Below are 26,493 nucleotides of genomic sequence, written 5' to 3'. Positions count from 1 at the left end.
ATGGATAGAGATAAGCACGCTGGAAATACGTTTGATCTGTTTGGCGAGGAGGAAGATGCACTTTTACTTCAACTGCTTGATGAAGAAGGCTTTGGGCTGGAAGAGGTGATCCCACGCCGCAAGCCAACGGACACGGTTCCGCTCTCTTTTGCCCAACAGCGTGTCTGGTTTTTAGATCAGTTTGAACCTGGCAGCCCGAACTACAATATAGCGGAGGCGTTACGCCTGGAAGGGCCGCTGAATCGGCAGGCATTACAAAGCAGCCTGACCAAGCTTCTACAGCGACACGAAAGCCTGCGCACAACCGTAGCCCTTCAGGAGAATCAGCCGGTACAGGTTATCGCTGAACGAGGCGAACTCTCTTTGCGCCTTATCGATCTAAGCGGCCTGTCTGCCACTCAGCAGCAAGCAACCGTTCAGAAACTCATCAATCAGGAGGCACATAACCCATTTGATCTCAGTCGGGGCCCCCTGTTCCGTGCTGCGCTTCTTCTCCTGGAGCCCACAACGCACATCCTTCTATTGAACATGCATCATATCATTTCTGATGCACGCTCTCTTGAAATATTCATCGAAGAACTCACTTATCTTTATCACGCATATTGCAGAGGCCAGCGCCCGGAGCTTCCCGAACTTCCTCTCCAATATGCCGATTATGCCATCTGGCAGCGTCAGACGATACAGAAAGAGACACTGGAAAAGCAGCTTCACTACTGGTGTACACAGCTCAAAGACGTTCCGCCGCTGGAACTACCGACTGACTATCCACGCCCTCCGCTCCAGACACAGGCCGGAGCATGGCAGGATCTCACGCTTTCAGCCTCCCTGCTCAAGAAGCTACAGGCCTTGAGCGAGCGTGAGGGCATGACGCTGTTTATGACCCTGCTTGCCGCCTTTCAAATGTTGCTGGCACACTATAGCAACCAGACAGATATCGCAGTTGGTATTCCTGTCACCAATCGCACCCGCGTCGAGCTGGAAAACATCATCGGGTTCTTTGTCAATACACTCGTCATTAGAAGCAAGCTAACGCCAGAACAGACACTACAACAGGTGCTACGACAGGTACGCAATACCCTGCTCGATGCCTATGAGCATCAGGACGTCCCATTTGAAAAGGTGGTGGATGCTCTCGACCTCGAACGCGATCCCAGTCGTTCGCCGCTCATTCAGGTCATGTTCATTTATCACAACACCATCAAGGGTGCTGAGAGGCTTGGAGATCTCGCCGTTACCAGCCTGAAGCAGGAGCATGTAAGCGCAAAATTCGATCTCGCCCTTGCCGTCGAAGAGAGGCTTGACGGGCTACACTGCCTGCTCGAATACAACACTGACCTCTTCAAAGCGGAGACAATTCGCTCATTTCTGCAACACTGGCAAACATTACTTGAGCATATCGCAGCCGATCCTACACAACATGTACATAGTCTGACCGTGCTTCCAGAAGAAGAGCGACAGCGCTTGCTCTTTGAGTGGAACGATACAGATACAGAAAATGCACCTCGCAAGACATTTCCTGCATTGTTTATAGAGCAGGCAGAGCAGCGACCGGACCAGATCGCCCTGACCTATCACGAGCACCAGTTAACCTATGATGAGTTGCATCGGCGCTCAAACCAGTTAGCCCACTACCTGCGAGCAAAGGGAGTTGGCCCCGATGTGCTAGTTGGTATCTGTACAGAGCGCTCCGTCGAAAGCTTTATTGCGCTCTTTGGTGTCCTTAAGGCAGGTGGAGCCTATGTGCCACTTGATCCCGCTTACCCGCCCGAACGTCTGGCGTTTATGCTACAGGATGCCAATATCCACCTGCTGCTTACCCAGAGTCATATCAGCATGAAGTCAGCTTCAGTTGAACGGCTTTGTCTTGATACCGAGTGGTCGCGCGTGGCAAGGATGCCGACAACGACACCAGATGTGCCGATGCATCTGGATCATATCGCATATATGATCTATACCTCTGGCTCGACAGGTACACCCAAAGGAGTACAGGTAACCCATCGGGGCATAGGGAACCTTGCCTATTCGTACAGCACCCTTTTCAGCGTCAACGAGCAGAGTCGTATTCTACAGTTTGCCTCGCTCAGCTTTGATGCATCCGTCGTGGATATTATGGCGTTGTTGCTCGGTGCAACGATATATGCAGACACTCAGGAACGGCTGCTCCCCGGTCCCGATCTCACGCATATTCTCCGAGAACAAGCGATCAGTCTTATTACCGTTCCACCCTCTGTACTGGCTGCCCTTCCGCCCGCGCATCTTCCTGCACTCGAAACGATCATCGCTGTGGGAGAAGCCTGTCCACCTGCGCTTGTAGCCGCATGGTCGCCACCACATCACTTCTTCAATGGCTATGGCCCGACTGAAACCACTGTCGGCGCAAGCACCATTGAGTGCTTTCCCGACCAACCGGTCACCATCGGAAAACCAATACCCAACTTTCAGGTGTACTTGCTCAACCAGTATCTTCAGCCGGTGCCGGTTGGAGTCCCTGGTGAAATCTATATTGGCGGCGTCGGACTCGCACGCGGCTATCTCAATCGACCAGACTTGACCGCTGAACGCTTCCTCCCTCACCCCTTTAGCAAGGAGCCGGGTGCGCGCCTCTATCGCACCGGGGATCTCGGGCGTCATCTTCCTGATGGCTCGATTGAATTTGTGGGGCGTGTTGATCAGCAGGTCAAGCTAAGAGGCTACCGTATTGAGCCGGGCGAGGTAGAGGCGACCTTGCGAAGGCACCCGGCAATCTCCGAAGCAGTCGTGATGATACGCGAAGACACACATGGACACAAGCAGCTTGTTGCATATGTCATCGCTGCTACGGCTCTGACTGATACCCCTGCTTCCTTTGAGGCTCAAGTACAGGATTTCTTGCGTCAATCGCTCCCTCATTATATGGTGCCATCTCGCATCATAAGAGTCGATAGCTTCCCTCTCAACGCCAATGGCAAGCTGGATCGCCGCGCCTTGCCCGCACCCTCTCTCTCTGCCACCTCCACCAACGAAGCGCCACGCTCTCCCCTGGAAGCACAACTGCATTCCATCTGGCAAGCGGTGCTCCAACTCGACACATTCGGCATCCACGATAACTTCTTCTCCCTGGGGGGTGACTCCATCCTCAGCATTCAGGTCGTCTCTCGAGCCGCTCAGGCCGGTCTCTCCCTCTCCCCTCGCCACCTCTTTCAGCATCAGACCATCGCACAACTTGCCGCCTTCCTCCACACGCAGCCCGATACTGCTACACCAATCACCCCTGCTCAGGCCGAGACGCTTCCGCAGGAGCTTCCCCTGCTCCCTATCATGCAGTGGTTCCTTGACCAGCAGCCCGCCAACCCGCATCACTTCAATCAATCCATCCTACTGCAACTGCAAACCGAGCTCTCATCTCAGCATATCTCTCTAGCACTCACACAACTTGTACAGCGACATGACGCCTTCCAGCTCTTCCTGAGTGGCAACCTCTTGCGTCGGCGCGAACCTTCCACTGAAGCATCTCTTCAGCAGGTCGCCCTTGACGCGCTTTCCCCTGATGAGCAGCAAACCACCATCGAACAGGTCGCTGAGCAGGCTCATGCTTCCCTCTCGCTGGAGCATGGCCCCCTGCTGCGTGCCGTGCTCTTCACCAGAGGCCAGCAACCTTCCCTGCTCCTGCTCGTCATTCATCACCTCGCTGTCGATGGCGTCTCCTGGCGCGTCATTCTCTCCGAGCTACAGACCATACTTCATGCTCTTCTGGCAGGCAAACAACCCCAACTACCACCACCCGGCCCGTCTTTCTGGCAGTGGGGCCACGCCCTGCTTCGCTATGTCCACACCCACGCCGACGCCCTTCGCCAGCAGCTTCCCTTCTGGCTCGCCCAACACCCCCCTACCGCTCCTGCCTTCCCTCTCGACCAGCCTCAGGGACAGAATTTGAAGGCACAAAGTCAGGTTATTACGGTCACGCTTTCTGCTGAGGAGACCCGTGCCCTGCTTCAACAGGTGCCTCACGCCTACCAGACCCGCGTTCAGGACGTGCTCCTCTCTGCCCTCCTGCTCGCCTTCTCCGAATGGACTGAGCATCCTTCCCTGCTCCTCCACCTTGAGGGACACGGACGCGTTGACCTGCTTCCAGACATCGACCTGTCCCAGACCGTCGGCTGGTTCACCGCTCTCTATCCGCTCCTGCTCCAACTGCCTGCCCATCGCGATCCCGCCTCCGTCCTCAAAAGCGTCAAGGAGCAGCTTCGTCGCCTCCCCGAACAGGGCATCGGGTACGGCTTGCTTCGCTACCTGCACCCTGATGAGCAGGTCCGTCGCTCCTTTGATCTGCTCACTGAACCTCAACTCATCTTTAACTATCTCGGCCAATTTGATGGTGAAGGCGTTTCTCTGTTCACGTTCGCGCCTCAAGCACCGGGAGCGGAACACAGCCCGGAGAACCGCCGTAGCCACCTCATCAGCATCGATGGCATGGTCGCCAACGGCTGCCTCTCCCTGCAATGGGAATACAGCTCCTCTCTGCATGCTCCAACCACCATTCAACAGCTTGCAACCTCCTTCCTCTCACACCTGCATTCCTTGATTCAGCATTGCCTCCTTCCCCAGGCTCACGGCTTCACTCCCTCTGATTTCCCCCTGGCTTCTCTCTCTCAGGCACAACTCGACTCTCTTGCCCTTCCCCCCTCCGTCGAGGATCTCTACCCCCTCTCTCCCTTGCAAGCAGGCATGCTCTTCCACGCCCACGAAGCCTCGGGGAGCGATCTCTATATCCAGCTCGCCGAGTTCCGCCTACAGGGTGCACTCGATCCTCAGCGGCTCCGCGACGCCTTCGCCACCGTCCAGCAGCGCCATCACATCTTGCGCACCTCCTTCCTCTGGCACGAGCTCGAACACCCACTGCAAGTCGTCTTCAGGCGCGCTCCTTTCCCCTGGCTCTTCGCTGATTGGCGCTCCCTCCCTCCCGACGTCCAGCAACTGCGTCTCGAAAAGCTGCGTCAGGAGGAACGGACTCGCGGCTTCGACCTGACGAACGCGCCACTCTTCCGCGTGCACCTGATCCAGCTTGCAGAGCGCCAATGGGTCCTGCTCTGGTGCTTCCATCACATCCTGCTCGATGGCTGGTCCCTCCCGCTCCTCTTCCAGGAAGCCCTTCACTTCTATGAGCACGCACACCTGCTGACTCTCGAAACGGCTCGGCCCTACCGGGACTATATCGCCTGGCTTCAGCAGCAAGATCAGCACCAAGCCCTCTCCTACTGGCGACGGCTCCTTGCTGGCTTCTCCACTCCCACACGCCTCCCCATTCAGCACCCCGCTCCCCTCGCTCAACAACAGCAGCAGTATGCCGTCCTGCATCTCTCCTGCGATCAGGAGCACACCGCCTCACTCCTTGCCTGCGCCAAACGCGAGCAGCTCACCATGAACACCCTCCTTCAGGCCGCCTGGGCCCTCCTCCTGAGCCGTTACAGTGGCAGCAACGATGTCCTTTTCGGCACAACCGTTGCCGGACGACCCGCCTCGCTTGCTGGCATCGAGCACACCGCTGGCCTCTTTATCAATACCCTGCCTGTGCGTGTCCAGCTCCCGGTGCATCAGCCGCTCTCCGATTGGCTCCGTGAGCTCCAGGCGCAACAGGCCGAGGCACGGCTCTATGAATATGCTCCCTTGTTTGAGATCCAGCGATGCAGCGAGGTTCCCGCGGGACAGCGTCTCTTTGACACCCTGCTCGTCTTTGAGAATTACCCGCTTGACGAGGCAATCCTGCACCTGCTTCCTGATCTCGAAATACAGGATCTCCACATAGTAGAAAAGGCCAACTATCCGCTTGTCATTCAGGCGATGGTGCAACAGGAACGCCTGGAACTGCGACTGACCTATGACACCGCTTGCTTCGACGCTTCCCCCCTTCAGCGGCTGCTCAACCATCTCCTCCATATCCTTCTCTCTCTCGCTCACAACACGTCGAACACACCTGAACAGCTCTCCCTCATCCCTTATGATGAGCTTGATACGCTTCTGACTTGCTGGAACCAGACGCGCACCCCCTATCCTGCAACCCGGACGCTGCCGCTGCTCTTTGCCGAGCAGGTACAGCGCACCCCTGACGCCATCGCGCTCCTCTTTGAGGACGAACAGCTTACCTATGCAGAACTCGATACACGAAGCAATCATCTGGCCTCCTACCTCCGCAGAGCAGGAGTAGGTTTGGATACGCCTGTCGGGCTCTGGCTTGAGCGCACACCTGAACTCCTCATAGCCATCCTGGGCATTCTCAAGGCAGGTGGAGCCTATGTGCCACTCGATACCTCCTACCCGGCTGAGCGGCTCGCCTTCCTGTTTGCTGATGCCCGACTACACATCTTGCTTACCCGGGAAAACCTGCTTCAAAGCCTTCCCACCTTCACAGGGCGCACCATCTGTCTGGATCGAGATTGGCAGGCCATAGGGCAGACGGCTCAGGAAGCCTTGCCACCCATTCACCCCGACAATCTCGCCTATATCATGTATACCTCGGGCTCAACCGGGCAACCGAAAGGTGTAGGCGTCACTCATCGCAATATCATTCGACTGGTCAGGGAAACACAGTATGCACGCTTCAGCGCAGATGAAGTATTTCTGCATTTTGCACCCATCTCGTTCGATGCTTCTACATTCGAGATCTGGGGCGCGTTACTTAACGGGGGAAGACTGGTAATCTTCCCCTCATTCCTGCCTTCTATGAATGATCTCAAAGACGCGCTAAAACGCTATCGCATCTCTACCATGTGGCTGACAGAAGGGGTGTTCCGGCAGCTTGTCGAGAGTTCGCTTGAAGATCTGTCATCATTGCAGCAGCTTCTCACCGGAGGCGATGTGCTTTCGCCACCTCATGTAGCACGCGCTCTTCAGCAACTGCCGGGCTGCCGCCTTATCAACGGCTACGGGCCAACCGAATGTACGACGTTTGCTTGCTGCCACACGATAGAGCGGCTCTCTCATCACTCCGTCCCTATTGGAACACCCATTGCAAACGCTCAGGCCTATATCCTTGATCGCCAGCTACACCCGGTACCGATAGGTGTCCCCGGCGAACTCTATATCGGCGGAGATGGGCTGGCTCGTGGCTACCTCAATCAGCCTCACTTGACCGCTGAACGCTTTATCCCGCATCCCTTTAGCGACCAGCCGGGAGCACGCCTCTACAAAACTGGCGACCTCGTTCGCTATCTGGAAGATGGCACCATTGACTTTCTGGGCCGCCTGGATCAGCAGATCAAAATACGAGGCTTCCGCGTCGAGCCAGGCGAGATTGAAGCCGTGATCTGCCAGCATCCCGACGTGCGCGAGTGCGTTGTGACTGTCTGGGAAGAACAGCAGGAGAAGCGGCTCCTTGCTATCGTGGTGGGGAAGCAGCTTGCTCGTGAAGAACTGCGGCAATACGTGGCCGACAGGCTTCCGGCGTTCATGCAGCCCGCATACTATAGCATGGTCGATACCCTGCCCCTGACACCAAACGGCAAAATTGATCGTCGCCTCTTGCCCCAACTGGTGGAAGCTTCACAACACCTGCAAGCCACGACGCCACAGGAGCCAGCACGGCAATTTGTTCCGCCACGAGATGCAACCGAATTTCAGCTTATGCAGATCTGGGAAGACCTTTTCCAGCGGTCGGATCTCAACATTACAGACAACTTCTTCGAGTTGGGCGGTCACTCGATTATGGCAATGCGGCTGGTATCGCTGATCCAGAAACAGCTTGGACAGGCGATACCGATTGTGACGCTCTTCCAGCATCCCACTATCGAGGAGCTGGCAATGAGCCTTCGCCATCTCTCGCCCCCTCCTCAGCAACAGAGGCTGCTTGTACCAATACAGCCCCGGGGAACAAAACCACCTCTCTTCTGCGTCCATCCGGCAGCAGGAACAGTCTTCTGTTACACGCGGCTGGCTCGGCTCCTTGATCCAGAGCAACCATTCTACGGCTTGCAGCTCCCGGAGTGGGCCGACGAGAACACGTACCCGCCAATCGAGCGGCTGGCCTCCCTCTACATCGACGCCCTGCGAGAGGTCCAGCCCACCGGCCCATATCGTCTGAGTGGCTGGTCTTTTGGCGGAATCGTTGCCTTTGAAATGGCCCAGCAGCTTCACCAGGTGGGCGAAGAGGTCGCACTTCTGGCAATTATCGATAGCGCCGCACATCTCAGTGATCCCGAGCACGCCCTGAAGCCAGATACCAGTGATGCAGCTCTGGCCTTAAATATGATCGAGGCATATCATCTCACCACTCCCGAGAGCTTTGAGCACTGGCAACCAGAGGCACAGCTTGACTTCGTCTGTCGTGAGATGGTGAAGATGAATATGCTCTCCGCGAACGCTGATCCTGCGCATGCCCGCCGCTTCCTGATGACAACGGCAATGAGCAAATACGCCGCTCAACGCTATGTGCCGCACGTCTACCCGCACAGGATCACGCTATTTCGCGCCACCGAAACCCTGCAACTCATGCGACGACTCTCGTCACCCGGAAAGCCGCCTCACATCACGGGTGGATGGGAGCGACTCACAAAGAATGGCGTCGATGTTTACGTTGTTCCGGGAGATCATGAAGGGATCGTTGTCGGTCCCGCCGTCCACACGCTGGCAATCTCACTTCAATACTGTCTTGATAGCCTGTAATGGGAACGCTGCTGGTATCAGACAAATGCCAGCACTCCCTCTTTTCGGAGGATGTTACACATGGGAACTCTAGCCGATTATACGCAGCTTCTACGCGCCGACCTGCCAGATACAATCATTTCAGAGGAGGCCTTTCAACGCATTCAAGCGCTCACCTGCCATTTTCCCGATGCGCTCGCTAACCGAATCTTCTGCTTTGAGCTGCACCTGCGTGAACAGGGCCAGTACGTTGACTTCTCGCTCCATTTCTCGGCTGATGCAGACGGACAGCAGCAGCTTCTCAATCACATCACTCCGCAACTCAACAAAGATCCGGTCTGGCAAAAACTCTACCATTTTGCCTCGCTTTGGAACGATCAAAACAGCTTCATCCATCATGGTACGAACCATGTATGGCTCGAATTTGATCTGGATCGGCCTGCCTCTCTGCTCTCAACGCCCGGTCTTTTCTATTGTCAGCACTGCTCAATCGATCAGCTCACCACCATCCAGGCATTAGCCGAGGTCTTCTATGGCAAGGCAGAACAGCCACGCGTCCAGGAGAACCTGCAACGCTGTCTACAAGCGATTCCGAATGGAGCCCACGTGAATCAGGTCGGCTTCGGGCTGTTACGCAATCAGGGCACTATTCGCCTCCAGGTAATGCGGATCACTCCCCATGATCTACCGAGCTATCTGGAAGCGGTGGGCTGGCCAGGCTCTACAGGCGAACTGGAGCCGCTGCTTCGTTTGCTCCCTCGCTTTGACATGCTGACCCTCCTGCTTGACGTCTCAACGGAGGTGCAGCCCAAAATCGGCGTGGAATGTTTTTTTGCGCGCTATGATAAGCGCCTGCCTGCCACGTTGAGCGAATTGACCGATAGGGGATTGTGCAATCGCGCTCAGCACGATTTTCTCATCGCATTTTCTGGTATTAAGCTGTATCAGCTCGATTATCAGATCAGTATCACGCATCGCTTTCTCTCGCATATCAAATTTGGCTACGATCCGGGCCGCACTGCCAATACTCTGGAAGCTAAAGCGTATCTGTTCTATCACCCATCATGGCAGGCTGCCTCTATCATCGAGCCACATTGAAGTACAGGAGAGGTGAAGGGCGAAAGCCGCCCTTCACCTCTCGTCATCCTTTTTTCTCTATATAAACAGAAATTTCATTTTATATAGAACTTATTCAGCAAAGAATAACAGAATTACACGGAAAACATCTCATCAATGAGATTTCTCTCTTCCGTTTCTTGTATATTACATCCGTTCCTATTGATTTTCCTGAAAACATATCATATAATAACAAGGGAAGCTTTTTTATCATTCGAGTAATAAAAAGTAAAAAATCAAGCAAGATTCTATATAGATTAGATTATAAGGGAAGGGGGAACGCTCACTAAAGATAAAAAGCGAATAAGTTGTAATCAGCCATCTATTGAGACGATCAAGCTGTTGGGCTGTCATACAAAGAATACGTACTTCACTGTAGCATGCAACGACTCTCATAGCCACTTGTCAAACCCTAAAAAGTCACAGATATTTAATCCTTTCAACCAGTAGCCCCCGGATACTTACGACTCGAAAAAGCTTGAGTGTAGTTGCGGAGCACAGATGTAGCGGGGATGACGCCAGTATACAAGACCACCTTTTTCAAGAGAGCAACAATCCCTGCTTTCTTCTGATCTTCTCTAGCATGTTTGCTCGCAAAATTGCAGTAATAGAGCACAAAAAGATATTTCTATTTTTATATCTTTTGATGCTCAAAAAAAAGAGATGATACTGTGACATACTTCATAGCATTTCAGGTTTACTAGAGTCAATATAAAAGTGTAGAAGGATTGGTTTCTATGCTTACTGATGAAGTATGCTTCCAGTTTGAATCTCTGGCTGCATGATCGATGCCATACGGGAGGTTACAATTTTATGCAGATGAACATTGTTATTGCAGAACCGCGAGACGTTCTGCGAGAGGGACTACGGGCTATCCTGCTTGAAGATAACCGTGTTTCCAATGTTCATGGGGTGACTAATGAGAAAGAGTTGTTATCCTATCTCCTCAATCATCGGCCCGATCTTGTCATCGTGAATCAGTCGTTGATTAGTGAGATTACCAACCTACCAACAAAGCGCTTTGCCATCCTGACCGACGAACCAGATATGGCCTTGCTTAAGGCCGCTTATGAGCATGGAGCGAAGGGCTACCTTTCTCCTAACGTCTCATCAGAACTGCTTCGCGCCACACTCAGTCAAGAAAGCAACACGTTTGTTATAGAGCCAGCGCTTGTTCACTGGATGATTGAGCACTTTTTCTACCACTCCAACCACTTTGCAGTGCAGGAAGAACTGCTGACACCACGTGAGAAAGAGATTGTCCATCTGCTCCGCGAGGGGTATGATCGACCGAGTATCGCTCGTCAATTGTGTATCGCAGAAACCACGCTCAAAACCCACATTCAAAACATCACCAAGAAGCGCGATAAAGCGGCCCCAACCACACCCAGAATCTTGAGAAGAGAGGAGATGCGTGTGCGGGCAAGATAATCCCACTTCACAAGACACCGGCAGCCTGACACCAGGGCAAAGAAGGAGGAGAAAATTCATGCATTCTAAGCGAATAAGCATATAGCGCTAACCGTCCCTACGTCGCAAGCAACAGTTCATCTCTCGCATCTTCTTACTTCATTGGAGCTTGCAGCATAAAGGGGAAAGAGTGCTCTCTGTTGCTCTTCCCCTATTACACAGAAACTTCAAGTCTTGGACATTGTACTCAGGAAAGAAAGTGCTTTCAATCGCACAAACCAACGCGACGTTTCTCATCACGAACGTCCCCGCTCCTGAGACAGCAACCCCTGAAGAAGCAATTCCAACCCTCGTTCAAATCGTCGCTCAATACTATAGCCTTGACTCCGGATAAAAACATGCTGGAACGCAGGGTACTTCTCAATAGCGCTCTGCATCAGGTGGGCACGCGCTTCCTGCTCCGAGATAGTTGTACGGTCTGTCGGCTCCTGTTCAGCAAGGAGATGACCAACCAGATACGAACTCAAACTCAGGATAGCATCCGCAGCCTGATCCTCCGTAAAGCCAGCCTCAAGCAGCAAACGTGCAAGCATATCTCCTATCTGTAAGCTGGCAGGTGTCCACAGCGGGCGCGCAATCAGCAGAGGCACCACGTGAGCATGGTTTCGTAAAACGCGGCGTAGCTCACGCATCACCATCCGTATCTGTTCAGGCCATGCTATCCGCACATCCTCCGGCAAAACGACCCGGGCAAGGATACGCTCAAGCACGCCATCGAGAAGGGCGCCCTTGTTAGGGAAATAATAATAGACCGCCATCGGATCGGCTTCCAGTTCCGCCCCGAGCCGACGCATACTGAAACCGCTTAATCCTTCCCGATCAAGCAGTGACACAGCGACCTCCAATACGCGCTCACGGGAGAGATCTGCATTCTTCTTCTGCCGCTTCCCTCTCATATCGTCACCTCTTTCACATCGGCAAAGCGGAAACGGAGCGCCGCCAGCAACAAGGCTGCGCTACCGATACCAAGTAGCACAAGCAGCGCTTGCAGGTAGGAAAAAAGGTCGCCCCCATCGAGAAGCAGCGTGCGAAAACCTCGCAAGGCCCAGTACGCCGGGGAAGCTGGCGCAAGAAATGCCGCCCAACCCGGCAGCGCTTCGGGAGGAACTAGCGAGCCTCCCAGGCCGCAAAAGAGCATTCCCAACAGATTCGAGAGAATCAGAAACTGGCTGAAGCTTCGGCTTAACGCAATCCACGCCATCGCCAGCCCTGTCTGACAGAAGCAGAGAGCCAACATCATCAGTCCCAACAAAGGCAAGGAGGGGAACGTTTGCATCCCAAAAATGAGAAAGCCTGCACCAAAAAGGATGATTACCTGCACCAGCGTCAGCACAAAAGGCGGCGTACATTTCCCTATAATAATCTCTAGCGGTCGTGCCACACTCGCCCTGAGCCGATCCCATGTTCTCCATGAATGTTCCTGGAAAAAGAGCGATCCGGTAAAACTCATACCGAGGAAAACAAAAAGGACTACCATGCCCGGCACCACCTGTTCGGCTCCACTCGCATCACGATATCCACTACTCTGCAAGAGTACCCGGCCTGCCGGCTGCAAGAAAAACATCATAATAAATGGGAAGAACAGCATACTCAAAAGAGAGGCCAGATCATCAGCCAACAGGCGAAAGTTATAACGAATCAACACCAGGCAGCGTGCTAATGACACCGCTCCACCTCCATTCCCGGCACTATCCGTCCGGTCACAGCCAGATACGCGCTTTCAAGATCAGGCTGCACAATTTCAATGGTCCGCACGCGAGCCGCTATTTCAGCAGAATGTTGTAAGAGGTCTGTGATTGTCTTCGTCGGACGCTCCGTCGGAATAAACGCGCATTCCCCCTCACAGATCCAGCCGGGCTGATACGGAGCCTCTCCTTCAAATGTCAGACGCACCTGCGTTGTGCCGTGAGCCGTGATAAACTCCTGAAGCGAACTCCGAACCAGCACGCGTCCAGCTTCCAGCACCGCAATGCTTGCGTGAAGCTGCTCAATTTCAGGGAAATAGTGCGAACAGTAACAGACCGCACAGCCTTCCGCCGCCAACTGCTGCACAATCTCCAGAATTTGCCCGCGCGTCTGTACGTCTGCTCCTACGGTTGGCTCATCGAGAAAAAGCAGCCGAGGCCGATGCAGCAGCGCCAGTGCGGTATGCAAACGGCGCTGCTGCCCACCAGATAGCTCACGCGCTCTTCGCTGAAGCAGTGTCTCCAGCCCCAACGCGCTTGCAATCTCATCAACGCGCAGGCGCAAGTCGCGACCTCGCAACCCGTAGAGTTCGCCAAAGAAGCGCAGGTTATCCCGTACCAACAAGCCAGGATAGAAGCTCGAGTCCTGTGGCGCAACCCCAAGGAGAGGCCGCACCTTTTCAGGAAAGCGCAGCGCATCGATTCCTTGAATAGTCACACTTCCTGCATCGGCCTTACGCAATCCGGCCACTAACGAGACGAGCGTTGTCTTTCCCGCACCATTTGGCCCGATCAGACCAACGATCTCGCCCGCTTCAATCGAGAGATCAACATCCTGAAGCGCAACGATCTGCCCGTAGGCTTTACATAATCCTACGATTCGCAGCATCCGTATATAATCCTTTCTACACCGTAGAACCCCTATCACAAGTATATATTCTACATCGTAGAATATCAAGGGCTATTGTTCCTCAAGTGCGTCCTCTAACGGTATCAGACGCTGTTGCAGAGCATAAATCGCGGCTTGTGTTCTATCCGCGAGATGAAGCTTCGAGAGAATATTGGAAACGTGGGTCTTCACCGTTCGCTCAGCAATGTTCAATTCCTGCGCAATCGCCTGATTTGAGCGGCCCCGCGCAATCTGCCTTAATACATCCAGTTCACGCCCCGTTAACTCATGCAGAGGAGATTGATCGCGCTCACGCACCTCTCGTAGCAGGCGTCCTGCAACAAGGGGATCAAGCGTGCTCTCACCCTGCACAGCAGCTCGAATCGCAGCGACCAACCCTTCAGGACTGCTATCTTTCAACAGGTACGAGAGAGCCCCTGCCTTGATTACACCAAAAATATGCTCATCTTCATAGTAAGAAGTCAGAACAATAATGCGAGTCGTCGGGGTGATCTCCTTAATTTTCCGAATTGCCGTGATCCCATCCATACGCGGCATCAGCAAATCGAGCAGAAGCACATCCGGGAGCAACTCGCTTGCCAGCGCTATCGCTTCTTCTCCGTCACTACCTTCACCAACGACAACCATATCTTCCTGCTGCTCAAGGAGCAGACGCAATCCCCGCCTGACCATCGTATGGTCATCAACAATCACCACACTAATCATGCACTTTCTCTCCCGGCAAATGAATATGAATACGCGTCCCCTGCTTTGGAACCGATACCAGGCTTAACGACCCATCCAGCTCCTGCACGCGCTCCCTCATGAGTCGCAAGCCCAATCCATGCCGATCTCGCACTTCTTCGAGCGCAAACCCCTTCCCATTATCGGAGATCTGAAACTCAACCTGCTGCTCGCGCTCTTCCAGCACGACCGTCAGCGCCGTTGCCTCCCCATGCCGTACCGCGTTCGTAAACGCTTCTTGCGCAATGCGTAAAATCGCGTGCTCGGCCTCGGGAGAGAGCGAAACCGGCTGGATCTCTGTCTGTACCGCAATCTCAAGGCGAGTCCGGTAGGCGTTCGCCAGATCTTCCAGAGCTTCACCGAGTCCCTGCTGTTCCAGACGCAAGGGCCGCAGCTCCAGCAACAGCGCTCGCATCTCATGCAGCATATGCCCGGCTGTCTCTTCTATCGTGCCGATATAGGGCAAAAGATTCTGCAATTGGAACTTGTCCCGTGTTGACAATCCGACTTCGACAGCCGAGTGCAGGCCACCAACTGCCATCCGAAGCGAGAACAGATCCTGTGAAACTGCGTCATGCAGCTCACGCGCGATCCGCGCCCGCTCCGCTAACCGTGCGTTCTGTTCAGCAAGCTGGCGGCATTGGCTCAGGCTTTCCGTCAGTTGGGTTGCCATGACATTAAAATGTCTTTCCAGTTGGCCGATCTCGTCTTTATGGTGAACAGCCAGACGACATGTATAGTCTCCCGCTGCAATTCGCGAGAGGGCCGCTGCAAGCTGACGCAGGCGATGAATCACCCCGCGTGTACTCAAATAGCCGAACCAGCTTCCGATCAGAGGGATAAGGAACAACAGCGTGACAAAAAAGAGGACCGAACCAAAAAGCGCGGACGAAAACAGCGGCGTCGTCACACGGCCCTCCTCGGTTACACTGGCAAGAAATGTAATCGTCAGTATCTCGACCAGCAGCACCGTTCCTATTGTAATCACGGTATACGAAAATGTGATACGTCCCTGCAAACCTCCTTGAAACAGATGCTTTTTCCCAGGAGTTGGTATTTGAAACGGCATGAGCATATTTCCTCTCATTCAACGAGCAAAACGCTTATTCCACTCACGTCCCGACCCAAGAAGTGCATTATACAATAGTATAGCCTTTTACTGAATGTATTGCCTGTCTACCAGTTTCAAGCAGGGGCAGGTCCAAAGGCGACAGCCTCCAAGCCCGCCCGCATTCTTGCTACTTCTTGCGCTCTAGCTCCATTTTCAGCTTTCCGATCTGTTGATACAGATATGCAATCAGCTCATCCTGACGCTGCCTCTGCATCCCTGTCTGTCCGGAAAACAGTTCGGGCAGCCCGTTCAGCGCTTGCTTCTTCCACTGCGACACCTGGGTTGGATGCACTCCATATTCAAGCGCAAGCTCGCCAGTTGACTTGTGACCTTTGATCGCCTCTACCGCAATTCTAGCCTTCAGTTCCGGGCTATGCCGTCTTCTCGAAGTAGCCACGTGATACACCCTGCCTTTCATACAGCAAAAACATTACTTCACGTGCTCCAGTGGGGTTGTAGTGACAGCCTCAAGTGGCTCCTGTTTCGCTCTCTTGCTCAACCGCTCCTTCACCTCCTCCACCAGCACGTACAGCGTCGGCACAAACAGCAGCGTCAGGATTGTGGAAGAGGTCAACCCACCAATAACAACCACAGCAAGCGAACTCGATATGATCGCGTTCCCCGCTCCTCCAATGCCCAGAGCCATTGGCAGCAGAGCCATAATAGTCGCCAGAGCCGTCATGAGAATAGGGCGTACGCGCTGTTGTCCCCCGGCAATAACGGCCTCGCGAGGAGACATACCATCAGCACGGAAGTGATTTACACGGTCGATCAGCACAATCGCGTTAGTGACAACAATACCAATCAACATCAGGAAACCAAAGAGTGTAGATGCACCTATAGGGGTTCTGGTAAGGGCTGCCAGCACAATGGAGCCAACAGCAGCAAACGGGATCGAGATCAGCAGGATCAACGGCTGAATAATGCTGCGGAAAGTCGCGACCATAATCAAGAAGACGGTTGGAACCGCGAACAACAGCGCGAGCAGCAACTGAGTCAGCACATTGTTTGCCGCGCTGGCTGTCCCACCAAGCTGAGTCGTTGCGCCACTCGGTAGCTTCAACTGTGCCAGCCGCTGTTGAAGCTGTTGCGTGACTCCGCCTACATCCTGACCAACGACCGTCAGCGTAATCGTTGCCGCGCGCGTTCCAGCAACGCGCCCGATCTGAACCGGGTCAGTGGTCTGCATCACTCTGGCGATATCGCCAAGCCGCACCTCACCCCGTTCCGTCCCAATGCGCAGATCCTGAATCTGTTGAATCGTCATCGCGGTCGCATTCATTTTGAGGATAACAGGCCGTGTCACATTATCCAGAGTCATCTGTGTGAGCGGAAGCCCTGTATAGATGCTCTGGAGTAGCTGATTCACCTGCATGGTTGATAGCCCAAGCTCGGTAGCTCTGTTAGGCCGCACCTCCACCACAATCGAAGGAACAGCCGCCGCCAGATCGTTTGTGATATCGCTGGTCTGGGGAATCTGCTTGATCTCCCTCATAACCTGCTCGGTGGCGCTACGAAGCGTCCGCTCATTGGGAGCCTGCACAGTAATATCAACGACATTGTTAAGCTGCGTCTGAAAGGTCACATTTCCCTGAAGCGCAAGCCGCTGGATATGCTCACGAACTCGCTTCTGAACCTCGCTGATCTCTTTCCCTGCCTGCACTGTGATGGTGAAGAGAGCCATATCAGGCTGCGTTGCGAAGCTACCAGCATCTGAGCCAGAACCGACCGTAATCTGAAATGACTGTATCCCCTCGACCAGCTTCAATTCGTCCTCAATCCGCTTTGCTTCTGCATCTGTCGTGGCAAGGCTCGTCCCCGGAGTCTGCTTGAGCGTGAAGGAAAAGCGGCTCTCACCCTGCCCGCTGAAGGTATTGATCGGCAAAAGAGGCAACAGGGCAAAGGAACCGGCCAGCAACACAACAGCCAGGAGAATCGTGATGATACGATACCGCGTCACCCACGAGATAAGAGGATAATATCCCCGCTCTAACAGCGACGGACGAGTATGCAGAATCGGCTGCACCGTACGTGGCGGCTTGAGGAACCAGTATGCCAGCACCGGGATAATGGTCAACGAGACAAGGAGCGAGGCCAGCAGCGCAAATGTCACCGCCAGAGCCAGCGGATGCGTATAAGCGCCGACGAAGCCACCCAGAAAGGCCAGCGGCAGAAAGACCGCAACCGTCGTCAGCGTGGAAGCGGTTACAGCCGTCGCGACTTCGCGCACCCCATGCAGCGTCGCTTCCGCTTTCGATTCGCCGAGAGCGAGGTGACGATGGATGTTTTCCAGCACCACAATCGAGTCATCAACGACGCGCCCGATGGCAATGGTCAGGCCTGCAATTGACATCACGTTGAGCGAGGTCTGTTGCGTCCATAAAGCAATCAGGGCCATAATCACCGACAGCGGGATCGAGAGCGTAATCACCAGCGTTGAACGCAGCGAGAGCAGGAAGACCAGAATAACGAGAACTGCAAACCCGGCTCCGATCAGCCCTTCCTTGACCAGATCGGTAATCGAGTGCTGAATCACCGGGGCTCGATCATCGAGTACCTTGATTTTTGTCCCTGATCCTAGCAGCTTCTCCATTTCAGGAAGTTGCTTCTGGACCTCCTGGGAGATCATCACCGTGTTTCCCGCCGCACTCTTTACCAGTGCAAGTCCGATACTGGGCTGTCCGTTTACACGGGTTAACGTCTCGGATTGGGCAAAATCTTCACGAATCGTCGCTATCTCACCAAGCCTGATTGGCTGTGGCGCGGTGGCAGGCATACTCTCACTTCCCTCCTGTGCCGGAGCCATTCCGACGATCAGGCCACGTAGCTCCTTGAGCGACTGAAAGGTATGTCCGCTGCGTACCGTTTTGGTCTGTCCGTCATTGGTCACAGAACCCGCTGGCTGCGACAGGTTGTTCGCTTGCAAAACATTCTGGACCTGCGTCAGTGTCAACCCCTTCTCCTGCATCTTGTGGAGATCAAGGCTAATCGAGACAACTGGCTGGCGCACCCCGGTAACGCTCACATTTGCCACGCCATCGATACTTTGCAATTGCGGAACAATTTTCTGTTGCAAGCTCGGTCCAAGCTGCGCCAGATCCTTGCTGGAAGTGACAGACAGCAGAATGATAGGGATATCGCCGGGATTGAATACCTGTAACTGAGGTGTCACACCCGTTGGCAGGGCCGTGCGTGCCTTCTCTACCTGCTCGGTAAGCTGTTGTCTGGCCTTTTCAATGTCGCTGCCATCTCGATACAGCACCGTAATCAGCGAAAGCCCTTCACGAGATTGAGAGGTGACTTGCTGAACGTTCTGTGCCCCCTGTACCTGCTGTTCCAGCAGGGTGGTCACATCTCGCTCAACCTGTTCCGGTGACGCGCCGGGATAGACCGACGCTATATTGATAGCCGGATAGGTGACCGGTGGCAATTCATCTTGTTTCAACAGTGGCAAGATTGCTATGCCAAAAACCAGTACGGCAAGGCTTGCCAGTACAATTAAACTCTTATTTTTCAGACTAAAACGGGTCAGGACAAACACGTTGACCTCCTTACATACCGCCAGAAATTCCCGGGAACATAGCGCTCTGAATAACAGAAGCAATCATAACCGGAAAGCAGGGCTTCTGTGATCGTTCGTACGCGCGATTTTTTCTCCGACTAAAGGACGAGATACAGAGGAGAAAAAAGGTGAGACAAACAAGCAGTATGCATTGTCCTCCCGAAGCCATTCAGAAACGACCGTGCCATCCATCATCCCGAAAGGGCTACTCCTCGAAAGGAGAGAAGGTGAAGAAAAAGAGGAGAGGCAAAGACTATAGCGCCTCTTTACCTTCTCCTACCAGCGCCTACCCGCGCAAAGTACAGAGGTCCAGCGTGAGAATTGCCCGTATAATCGACAATGCCTCATCCACATCATGCGACGTATTCCCATAGTGAAACACTGCACGCAACCGCCCATACCCAAGCTCCCCGATCCGCAGCCCGCGCCGAGCTGCCAGCTCAATAAACGTTCGATAATCACAGGTCAACACACGGAAAATGACTATATTCGTCTGCACCGTCTCCAGATCGATCTGGATGCCGGGCAACTCAGCCAGCCCCTCCGCGAAGCGCCGTGCGTTCACGTGATCTTCTTGCAGCCGTTCAACCATTTGTTCAAGTGCAATCAGACCGGCTGCGGCAATAATCCCTGTCTGGCGCATACCTCCCCCGAGCAGCTTGCGGATACGGTGCGCTCGCTTGATAAACGCGGCATCCCCCACAAGCATAGAACCAAGCGGAGCCGCCAGCCCTTTCGAAAGGCAAAATTGGAGCGAGGTCGCGTATCGCGCTATTTCGGCAGGAGGCACTTTCAGCGCAGTGGCCGCGTTAAAGATGCGTGCCCCATCCATATGCACGGGCACCTGCTTCGCCCGGGCGAACTCCGCAACTTCCCTGAGATATGCCAGGGGAAGGACTGTTCCCCCACAGCGATTATGGGTGTTTTCCAGACAGATCAGCCCGGGAAGCGCAAACTGTGGGTCTTCAGGATCATCAGGAAAGGCAGCTTCCAGATCGCCAATTAGCAGCCTTCCATCAGCCTGTGTGGGAATCGCTTCATAGACGATCCCGCCACAGACCGATGCGCCCCCGGCCTCATAGATAAAGATGTCTGACTCACGACCCACAAGCGCCTTTGTGCCGAGAGGACAATGTGTCATCAACGCACATAGATTTGCCATTGTTCCGCTTGGCATCAGGCACGCTGCCTCTTTCGCGAATATCTCAGCCGCACGAGCTTCCAGGCGCCGCGTCGTTGGATCTTCACCATACACATCGTCACCAAGTTCCGCCCTCATGATCGCGCTTCTCATCTCCTCTGAGGGCAACGTAAAGGTATCACTTCGTAGCTCAATCATTCCGTTCTGCGCCTCTCTATTCAATAATCAGTTGCAGCCGCTTTACAGCCTCTTCCAGCGTCTGTATAACCACGTCAGCAGTCTTCGCATGCACAATCACATAGCCCAGCCGTTCATAGGCACTTCTGGCCGGAAAGACGCGCTCTCCGGGCTTAACCGTAAGTGTAACCTGCTCAACAAAAGGCAGGGCTTTTACGCTGGCAAGCCCCTCCACAGCCCTCAAGCGCCCCTCTTTCGCGGCGAGCAGAAAGCGAATCCCTGCATACCCGCTGTACGTGGTGGGGAGACGCGGCGCTTGTCCGACAGCAGCCTGTAGCTGTGCCTCCAACAGATCTGCTTCCGTCACCAGCCGGATCAGTACCGGGATCATTCCTCCGGCCAGTCGTGCGTTTACCTCAACCGGTATCCAGCCGCGCTCCGTCCGCTTGACTTCGGTGTGCACCGGGCCGGAGCGAATCCCAAGCGCCGCGAGCGTTGTACAGACCGTCTGTACCAGCTCCTCTTCGATTGCAGCAGGCAGAGGAGCCGGAAACAGGTGTTGCTCCTCGACAAAAAAGGGGAAGCTGCTCACCTGCTTCTGAGTCACTCCAATACAATGGATGCTCCCTTCATGGGAAAACGTTTCGACGCTGTATTCTGGCCCGCTCAGATACTCCTCAATCAGAGCCATACGCGCCGTCGCCTGCCCACGCACATTGAAGGCCGTTCCGAGGATCAGTCGCGTCTGGGCTCTCACCTCTGCTTCGGTACGACAAAACAGCACCTTATCGGAGCCGGTATCATCGGCAGGCTTCACCACGCATGGCAGGCCGACCGCTTGTAGTTTCTCCTGACACTCCTCAATCGTGCTCACCACAGCAAAACGCGGCTGCGGCACCCCGGCTCCCTCCAATGTGGCCCGGGTCAGAGCCTTGTTCCGACAGAGGTGTATCGCTTCCGGTGGGTTCCCGGGTACTCCGTAGGAAGCTGCAAGCCGTGCGACCGTTTCGAGATAGAATTCGCTGGTCGTTGTGACCCCGAGTATCAGCCCTGCTTCAACCTCGCGCTCGATGGCACCAGTCAGCGCCTCAAGCGTGTTCGTATCACAGGAAACAACTCGACAGGCAAGCCGTTCCAATCCGGGATAGCGCTGCGGTTTATTGGTAAAGAAAAGCGGCGACAGGCCATGCTCTTGCGCCTTTTGCAGGAATAGCATACCACTTCCGGTGGTATTCGATTCAATGACGAGCAGATGCATGCTGTCTTCCCACTTTCAAACGGGCATATGCCCATGTCTCCACGATCTCATCAGTCTCAACCAGTCGAGGAGCTGAGGGCAAAGGTCGTATGCGCAGGCCTTTTTGTGCGCGATACGCCTCGTTATAAATCGTTGTATAGTAGCGATCGCCCCGATCCGGGAAAATGGCAACAATGCGCGTCCCGGAGGGCTCAACCTGGCTTAACCAGCGTGCCACCGCATAGACGGACCCGGAGCTGTTCCCTGCGAAAATCTTCTCGTGCCGCGCTAACTCAAGCGTCGCGGAAAACGCCTCGGCATCGCTTAACCAGTGCACCTCATCTATCAGCGTCGTATCCACATTGGCAGGATGCAGGCTATTCCCTAGCCCGCTCTGCAAGCGGCCCGGTCTGTCTGGTTGCCCGAAAATGACACTTCCTACCGCATCGACGGCCACAACGCGTAACGCCGGGTAATGCCGTCGCAGTTCACGCGCCGTACCACAGAGCGAGCCCCCACTTCCGACACTCCCGACAAGAACATCAACTCGACCAGGCTCCTCCAGCAGCTCCTGAGCCAGTGCCCGATAGGCACGCGGGTTCTCAGGATTCTCGTATTGTCGGGGCCAGAACGCTCCGGGGTACTGCTTGAGCAGCTCGGCAAGCCGTTCCAGACGGGCGCTCTGCCAACCGTTCTCGCTCATCTTCTCCACAATATGCACCGTGCAGCCGAGGGCCTGAAGCTTGGCAAGTGTCAGCGGATCAATGCGCGGATCGGTGACAATATGCACCTCATGCCCGAGATAGGTTCCAACAAGGGCAACACCTAACGCCATCGTCCCGGACGAACTCTCGATAATCGGCGCATTCTCCTTCAGTACTCCACTCCGCTTCGCTTCCAGAATCGCCTGTTTCGCCACTCGATCTTTCATCCCAAATGGATTTAAGAGTTCCATCTTGGCATAGACCGGGCAAATCGAGCGATCATCCAGACGTAGCCTCACCAGCGGCGTTCTTCCGATTCCATCAATAATCGTTTCTCGCAACACGGTGCACTCCTTTTATTCTGAGCTGAGAAAAGTCAAGCGTATGATAGGTCAAAATGTCGTCTGTAAGCAGAGCAAGGTGACGCCGTCCCAGTGCAAGTTGCTGATGATAGTCAGGCCCATCACGCGCCAGCAGCAGACCGATACAGGTTCCGCTATGGGCCACCACCACGCCCGGGCAGCCTATCTCCTCGCTAATGCGCAACACATCGTAGAGCGTTCGCTTGGGATTCAACTTCTGATTGAGAATCGCGCTGCGCGTAGTTATCTGACCAATCGTGTGCAGGTCGCGTTGTTGAATCGCCAGCGTCAGACGGGTCAATAATGCCTGATATTCGTGCTCGTCAGCGGCTGTAAACGGCTTGGGAATGGTGTTAAACGCAAGGGTGTCAATCTCGTTCCCTTCATCGATACCGAGAATGGTCAGCGGTGGGAGAAATCCCAGAAAGTTGCGCAGGCGGCCTTCACGGTGATAAAAAGCGACGATCCCCGGATACATTACCCCATCAGAAGGCTCTATCTGGCACATAAACGCCGCCAATTGCGGGAGTGGAAGCGCGACGCGGAAACAGGAGCAAACAGCCCGCGCTGTAGCGACGAGATCCGCAGAGGAACTCGCCAGCCCTTTCCCGGCTGGAAGTTCGCTTTGTAACGTGAGAACGCCTCCTGGCGGCAACGAGAAGTATTCCAACAGAGCTTGAGCCAGCCGCCTCGACTTCTCTTTACAGGCAGGATGCACTGTCACATGCAAGGCATGCGGATCAGGGTGAAAGGTTGCACGAGCATACCGTTCTATCGGCAGCGTCACCAGGAAATCACGCTGCGTGCTTGCCTCGCGCCCCTGCAATAGCTCTCCGAAGGTGCCGAATGCTTTGCCTGTCCCGATCTGTCCCGGGGGACATCGCTGCTCAATCTCCACGCCGTCTCTCCTTACTCGCTAATGGACAACAAGCGGTTCACCTTCCTCGACGCTTGCTGTACTCGCGCTTCCTCGCGCTGCCAATGTGCTCGTACGCTCGCCAGCTCCTCCTGTTGCAGCATGAGCATAGCATCGACCTCCTGTGGTGCCGTTGAGCCAGCAGACAGCTTCTCGCGCAAATTCCACTCAGGATCGAAGAGCTGAGTAAGTGTGGAGCGAGGCACAGATAGCACATAGCCGTGTTCCCGTCCTGCCTCTTCCAGAAATGTCGGCTCGCCCTCGCTCGGGTCAAGCTGCTTTTCCACTGCACTCGCAATGTAACGGCCCGCGATCACCTGCGCAGTGCGATACGGTACCTCATGTTGAAGCGTGAGGTAGTTTGCCAGCGCGAATCCGCCCAGAAACTCTTTTTGACAGGCCTGTTCCATCCGCTCACGCCGAAATTCGACATGTTCGAGAAAGAGGCGGAGCAGTTGCAGCGTCGTTCGCACCGTTTGAAAGAGCGTTTGGAGAAAGGCGCCGGCTTCCTTCGAGACTTCGACCAGATTGGTATAGGCTGTATTTCGCTGCCCGAACAGGAAATCGACATAGAGCGAAGCTGCATGCGCTGTCTTCCCGCGTATGCGTTCCAGCAGAGGAAAGTTTTTCTTCTGGGGCATGGCGGAAGAGATCGCGGAAAGCCTATCGGGAAGCGTGATAAAGCCATATGCGCTACTTCCCCAGGCAATCCAGTCCGTTACAAAACGGCTGAGATCGCTGCTGAATGTGGCCAGCTCGCTCGCAAGCTGTACGCTCCACGAGCGCGAGGCCACCGCAACCAGAGCATGTCGCCGGGCACACTCGCAACCAAGCAGGTGCGCCAGTGCCTCCCGATCCCATGCCAGGGATTGTCCGGCCATCGCTCCCGCTCCTAATGGAGACTGATTCATTTCCTGATATACATGCAGCAGCCTCTTAAGTGTCACCAAACAGAGCTCGGTCAAGGCGCTAAGATAAAACCCGGGACTGATTACCTGTGCTGCCTGGTAGTGAGTATAACCGGGCATAATGTCGTCTTTATGCTTGTTTGCGAGCGCATACGCGGCCTCAAAGACACCTTGCAATGCCTCTCCTATCTCGAAAAGCTGTCCACGAGCGAAGAGCAGTTGAGCACTTGCCTGTAGATCGTTGCGGCTGCGGTCAACGTGCCAGTTCCGTTGCTTCCCCTGCCATGAAATACGCTGACTCACAAACTGCTCAATTGCAAAGGCAATATCGGACATATTGTGTGCCGGATCTGCGCTCAGGGTCTGAGGCGTGATCTGATGCAGCACGGCCCCAATCTCATGAACGTCCTGTGGATCGAGCAGTTCCAGGCGCCGATACTCCAGCAGCAGCGCCTTCTCAATCCAGATATAATACGGCAGCAGACACCGTAGCTCATATTCAAACTGAGGAGCCAGCACAGCTTCATGCAGCAGCGCATCCGGCCCCTCGGTAATCCTTCCTGTCAGCTTGTTCAAGCCAGCCTCATTCTGTCGTTCCATTGGTAGCCCTCACAGCATGTCTCTACAGCGGCGCTTCTATTCCTCATTGCATACGATATCGCAGATGATTGTCTTCTGTATAGAAAAAGGAACACTATACGATTGCATCTTTTCAGAATAAGTATATGAATGTTGTTCCATAGTACACAATACTTTTCAGCATGATTTTCTCAACTGCTCTCTCTCCTCCTCAGGAGTACATTTTCTATTCACATACATACTCCTGACTCCCTCTTTTTCTACTTCTCAAATATTCTCCTGTTGAGGATTGTTTTACGATTCGCTCTGAAGCTATACTTCCACATGATTAGAATTTTGGAGTGCCCGATTGTGCTTCGTAGTCGCTCACAGCAGGGCATGAAGCGACAAAAACCGAACGGATCTGCACCCAAGCTACTATATGACCATCATCGAGGGAACGGAATGTTAAATACAACAACAGTAAATCATTGGCTCAGATACTGGCAACCTCGCCCGCAGGCCCGCTTGCGCCTTTTCTGTTTCCCCTATGCGGGAGGAAGTGCGGCCATCTATCGCACATGGCCTGAGCTGTTCCCGCCTGATATCGAGGTCTGCCCCGTCCAGCTCCCCGGGCGCGAAAACCGCCTGTTTGAAGAGCCGTTTTCTGCTCTGCCTCCGCTGGTTGAGGAGCTTGGTAAGGTGCTGAAGCCCTTTCTCGATAGGCCTTACGCCTTCTTCGGCCATAGTATGGGAGCGCTCATTAGCTTTGAGCTTACCCGCTTGATTCGGCGACAGGGTGAACAGCAAGAGCCGGTACACCTCTACGTTTCAGGACACCGCGCACCACACCTTCCTGACCCTCTGCCCCCTTGCTATCATTTACCAACCGAGGCCTTTCTTGAAGAACTGAAACGGCTGAAAGGGACACCTGAAGAGGTGCTTCGTACTCCGGAGCTGCTGGAATTACTTCTTCCTCTCTTACGCGCAGATTTTGCGGTCAGCGAGACGTATCGCTATACCGAGGGGCAGCCGCTCGCATGCCCTGTTACGGCTCTGGGAGCCACACATGATAGCGAGGTATCTACCGACGAGCTGCATGCCTGGGAGAAACAGACAAGCAGTCATTTTGAGATACACCTGTTCCCTGGCGATCATTTCTTTCTTCATACTGAGGAACAGGCAGTAATTGAGCTATTACAAAACAAGCTAAGAGAAGATATGCTTTCACTGCAACAGAGTTATACAGGAAATTAAAAGGTGAGGTTATTGTTTCGCTTCCTTTCACTTGCAATCACTG

Annotated in this window: 16 protein-coding genes; 4 read left to right on the top strand and 12 right to left on the bottom strand. The window is 54.3% G+C overall.

All coding sequences use genetic code 11. The features are described from left to right. From KTH_RS09360 to KTH_RS09350, 3 genes are all read left to right on the top strand, one after another. Positions 1 to 8,634 carry an amino acid adenylation domain-containing protein gene (locus tag KTH_RS09360; protein WP_497618093.1) on the top strand — a complete coding sequence of 2,878 codons (8,634 nt, stop codon included), beginning with the start codon at positions 1 to 3 and terminating at the stop codon, positions 8,632 to 8,634. Between the two features lie 60 nt (positions 8,635 to 8,694). After that, a complete protein-coding gene (locus tag KTH_RS09355) occupies positions 8,695 to 9,711 on the top strand; it encodes a hypothetical protein (protein WP_497618091.1) in 1,017 nt (338 codons plus the stop codon). Between the two features lie 831 nt (positions 9,712 to 10,542). After that, positions 10,543 to 11,160, top strand: a complete 618-nt coding sequence (locus KTH_RS09350) for a response regulator transcription factor (protein WP_497618090.1) — start codon at positions 10,543 to 10,545, stop codon at positions 11,158 to 11,160. Between the two features lie 275 nt (positions 11,161 to 11,435). On the opposite strand, the gene KTH_RS09345 is transcribed toward KTH_RS09350, so the two are convergent. The 12 genes from KTH_RS09345 to KTH_RS09290 all read right to left on the bottom strand — a co-directional run bounded on the left by KTH_RS09345 (position 11,436) and on the right by KTH_RS09290 (position 25,235). After that, entirely contained in the window at positions 11,436 to 12,095 is a 660-nt protein-coding gene (locus KTH_RS09345; RefSeq protein ID WP_497618088.1) for a TetR/AcrR family transcriptional regulator C-terminal domain-containing protein, read from the bottom strand. After that, on the bottom strand, positions 12,092 to 12,865 hold the full coding sequence (locus KTH_RS09340; protein ID WP_497618086.1) for an ABC transporter permease: 774 nt from the start codon (positions 12,863 to 12,865) through the stop codon (positions 12,092 to 12,094). Before KTH_RS09340 ends, KTH_RS09345 begins: the two co-directional genes overlap by 4 nt. Then, positions 12,856 to 13,773 (bottom strand): ABC transporter ATP-binding protein, encoded by a 918-nt coding sequence (locus tag KTH_RS09335; RefSeq protein WP_497618084.1) that lies wholly within the window; start codon positions 13,771 to 13,773, stop codon positions 12,856 to 12,858. The genes KTH_RS09340 and KTH_RS09335 overlap by 10 nt, the downstream gene beginning before the upstream one ends. Positions 13,774 to 13,845: 72 nt before the next feature. Continuing rightward, on the bottom strand, positions 13,846 to 14,499 hold the full coding sequence (locus KTH_RS09330; protein ID WP_497618083.1) for a response regulator: 654 nt from the start codon (positions 14,497 to 14,499) through the stop codon (positions 13,846 to 13,848). After that, entirely contained in the window at positions 14,492 to 15,586 is a 1,095-nt protein-coding gene (locus KTH_RS09325) for a sensor histidine kinase (RefSeq protein WP_497618081.1), read from the bottom strand. Before KTH_RS09325 ends, KTH_RS09330 begins: the two co-directional genes overlap by 8 nt. Before the next feature lie 169 nt (positions 15,587 to 15,755). Next, on the bottom strand, positions 15,756 to 16,025 hold the full coding sequence (locus KTH_RS09320; protein WP_497618079.1) for a transposase: 270 nt from the start codon (positions 16,023 to 16,025) through the stop codon (positions 15,756 to 15,758). Between the two features lie 33 nt (positions 16,026 to 16,058). Then, a complete protein-coding gene (locus tag KTH_RS09315; RefSeq protein WP_497618077.1) occupies positions 16,059 to 19,169 on the bottom strand; it encodes an efflux RND transporter permease subunit in 3,111 nt (1,036 codons plus the stop codon). A 307-nt stretch (positions 19,170 to 19,476) separates the two neighbouring features. Then, positions 19,477 to 20,529, bottom strand: a complete 1,053-nt coding sequence (gene ltaE / locus KTH_RS09310; RefSeq protein WP_497618076.1) for a low-specificity L-threonine aldolase — start codon at positions 20,527 to 20,529, stop codon at positions 19,477 to 19,479. Positions 20,530 to 20,545: 16 nt separating this feature from the next. Then, entirely contained in the window at positions 20,546 to 21,766 is a 1,221-nt protein-coding gene (locus KTH_RS09305) for an ATP-grasp domain-containing protein (RefSeq protein WP_497618074.1), read from the bottom strand. Then, complete coding sequence (locus tag KTH_RS09300; protein ID WP_497618072.1) at positions 21,747 to 22,793, bottom strand: cysteine synthase family protein; 1,047 nt, start codon at positions 22,791 to 22,793, stop codon at positions 21,747 to 21,749. Before KTH_RS09300 ends, KTH_RS09305 begins: the two co-directional genes overlap by 20 nt. After that, positions 22,771 to 23,709: a GHMP family kinase ATP-binding protein gene (locus KTH_RS09295; protein ID WP_497618070.1), complete on the bottom strand. Its 939-nt coding sequence runs from the start codon at positions 23,707 to 23,709 to the stop codon at positions 22,771 to 22,773. The genes KTH_RS09300 and KTH_RS09295 overlap by 23 nt, the downstream gene beginning before the upstream one ends. Positions 23,710 to 23,720: 11 nt before the next feature. Continuing rightward, positions 23,721 to 25,235: an argininosuccinate lyase gene (locus tag KTH_RS09290; protein ID WP_497618068.1), complete on the bottom strand. Its 1,515-nt coding sequence runs from the start codon at positions 25,233 to 25,235 to the stop codon at positions 23,721 to 23,723. Between the two features lie 303 nt (positions 25,236 to 25,538). Here KTH_RS09290 and KTH_RS09285 point away from each other — a divergent pair, with 303 nt between their 5' ends. After that, positions 25,539 to 26,450, top strand: a complete 912-nt coding sequence (locus tag KTH_RS09285) for a thioesterase II family protein (RefSeq protein ID WP_497618066.1) — start codon at positions 25,539 to 25,541, stop codon at positions 26,448 to 26,450. Positions 26,451 to 26,493 lie beyond the last annotated feature (43 nt).

Source organism: Thermosporothrix sp. COM3 (assembly GCF_059696735.1).
This window is presented reverse-complemented; position numbering and strand designations above follow the sequence as displayed.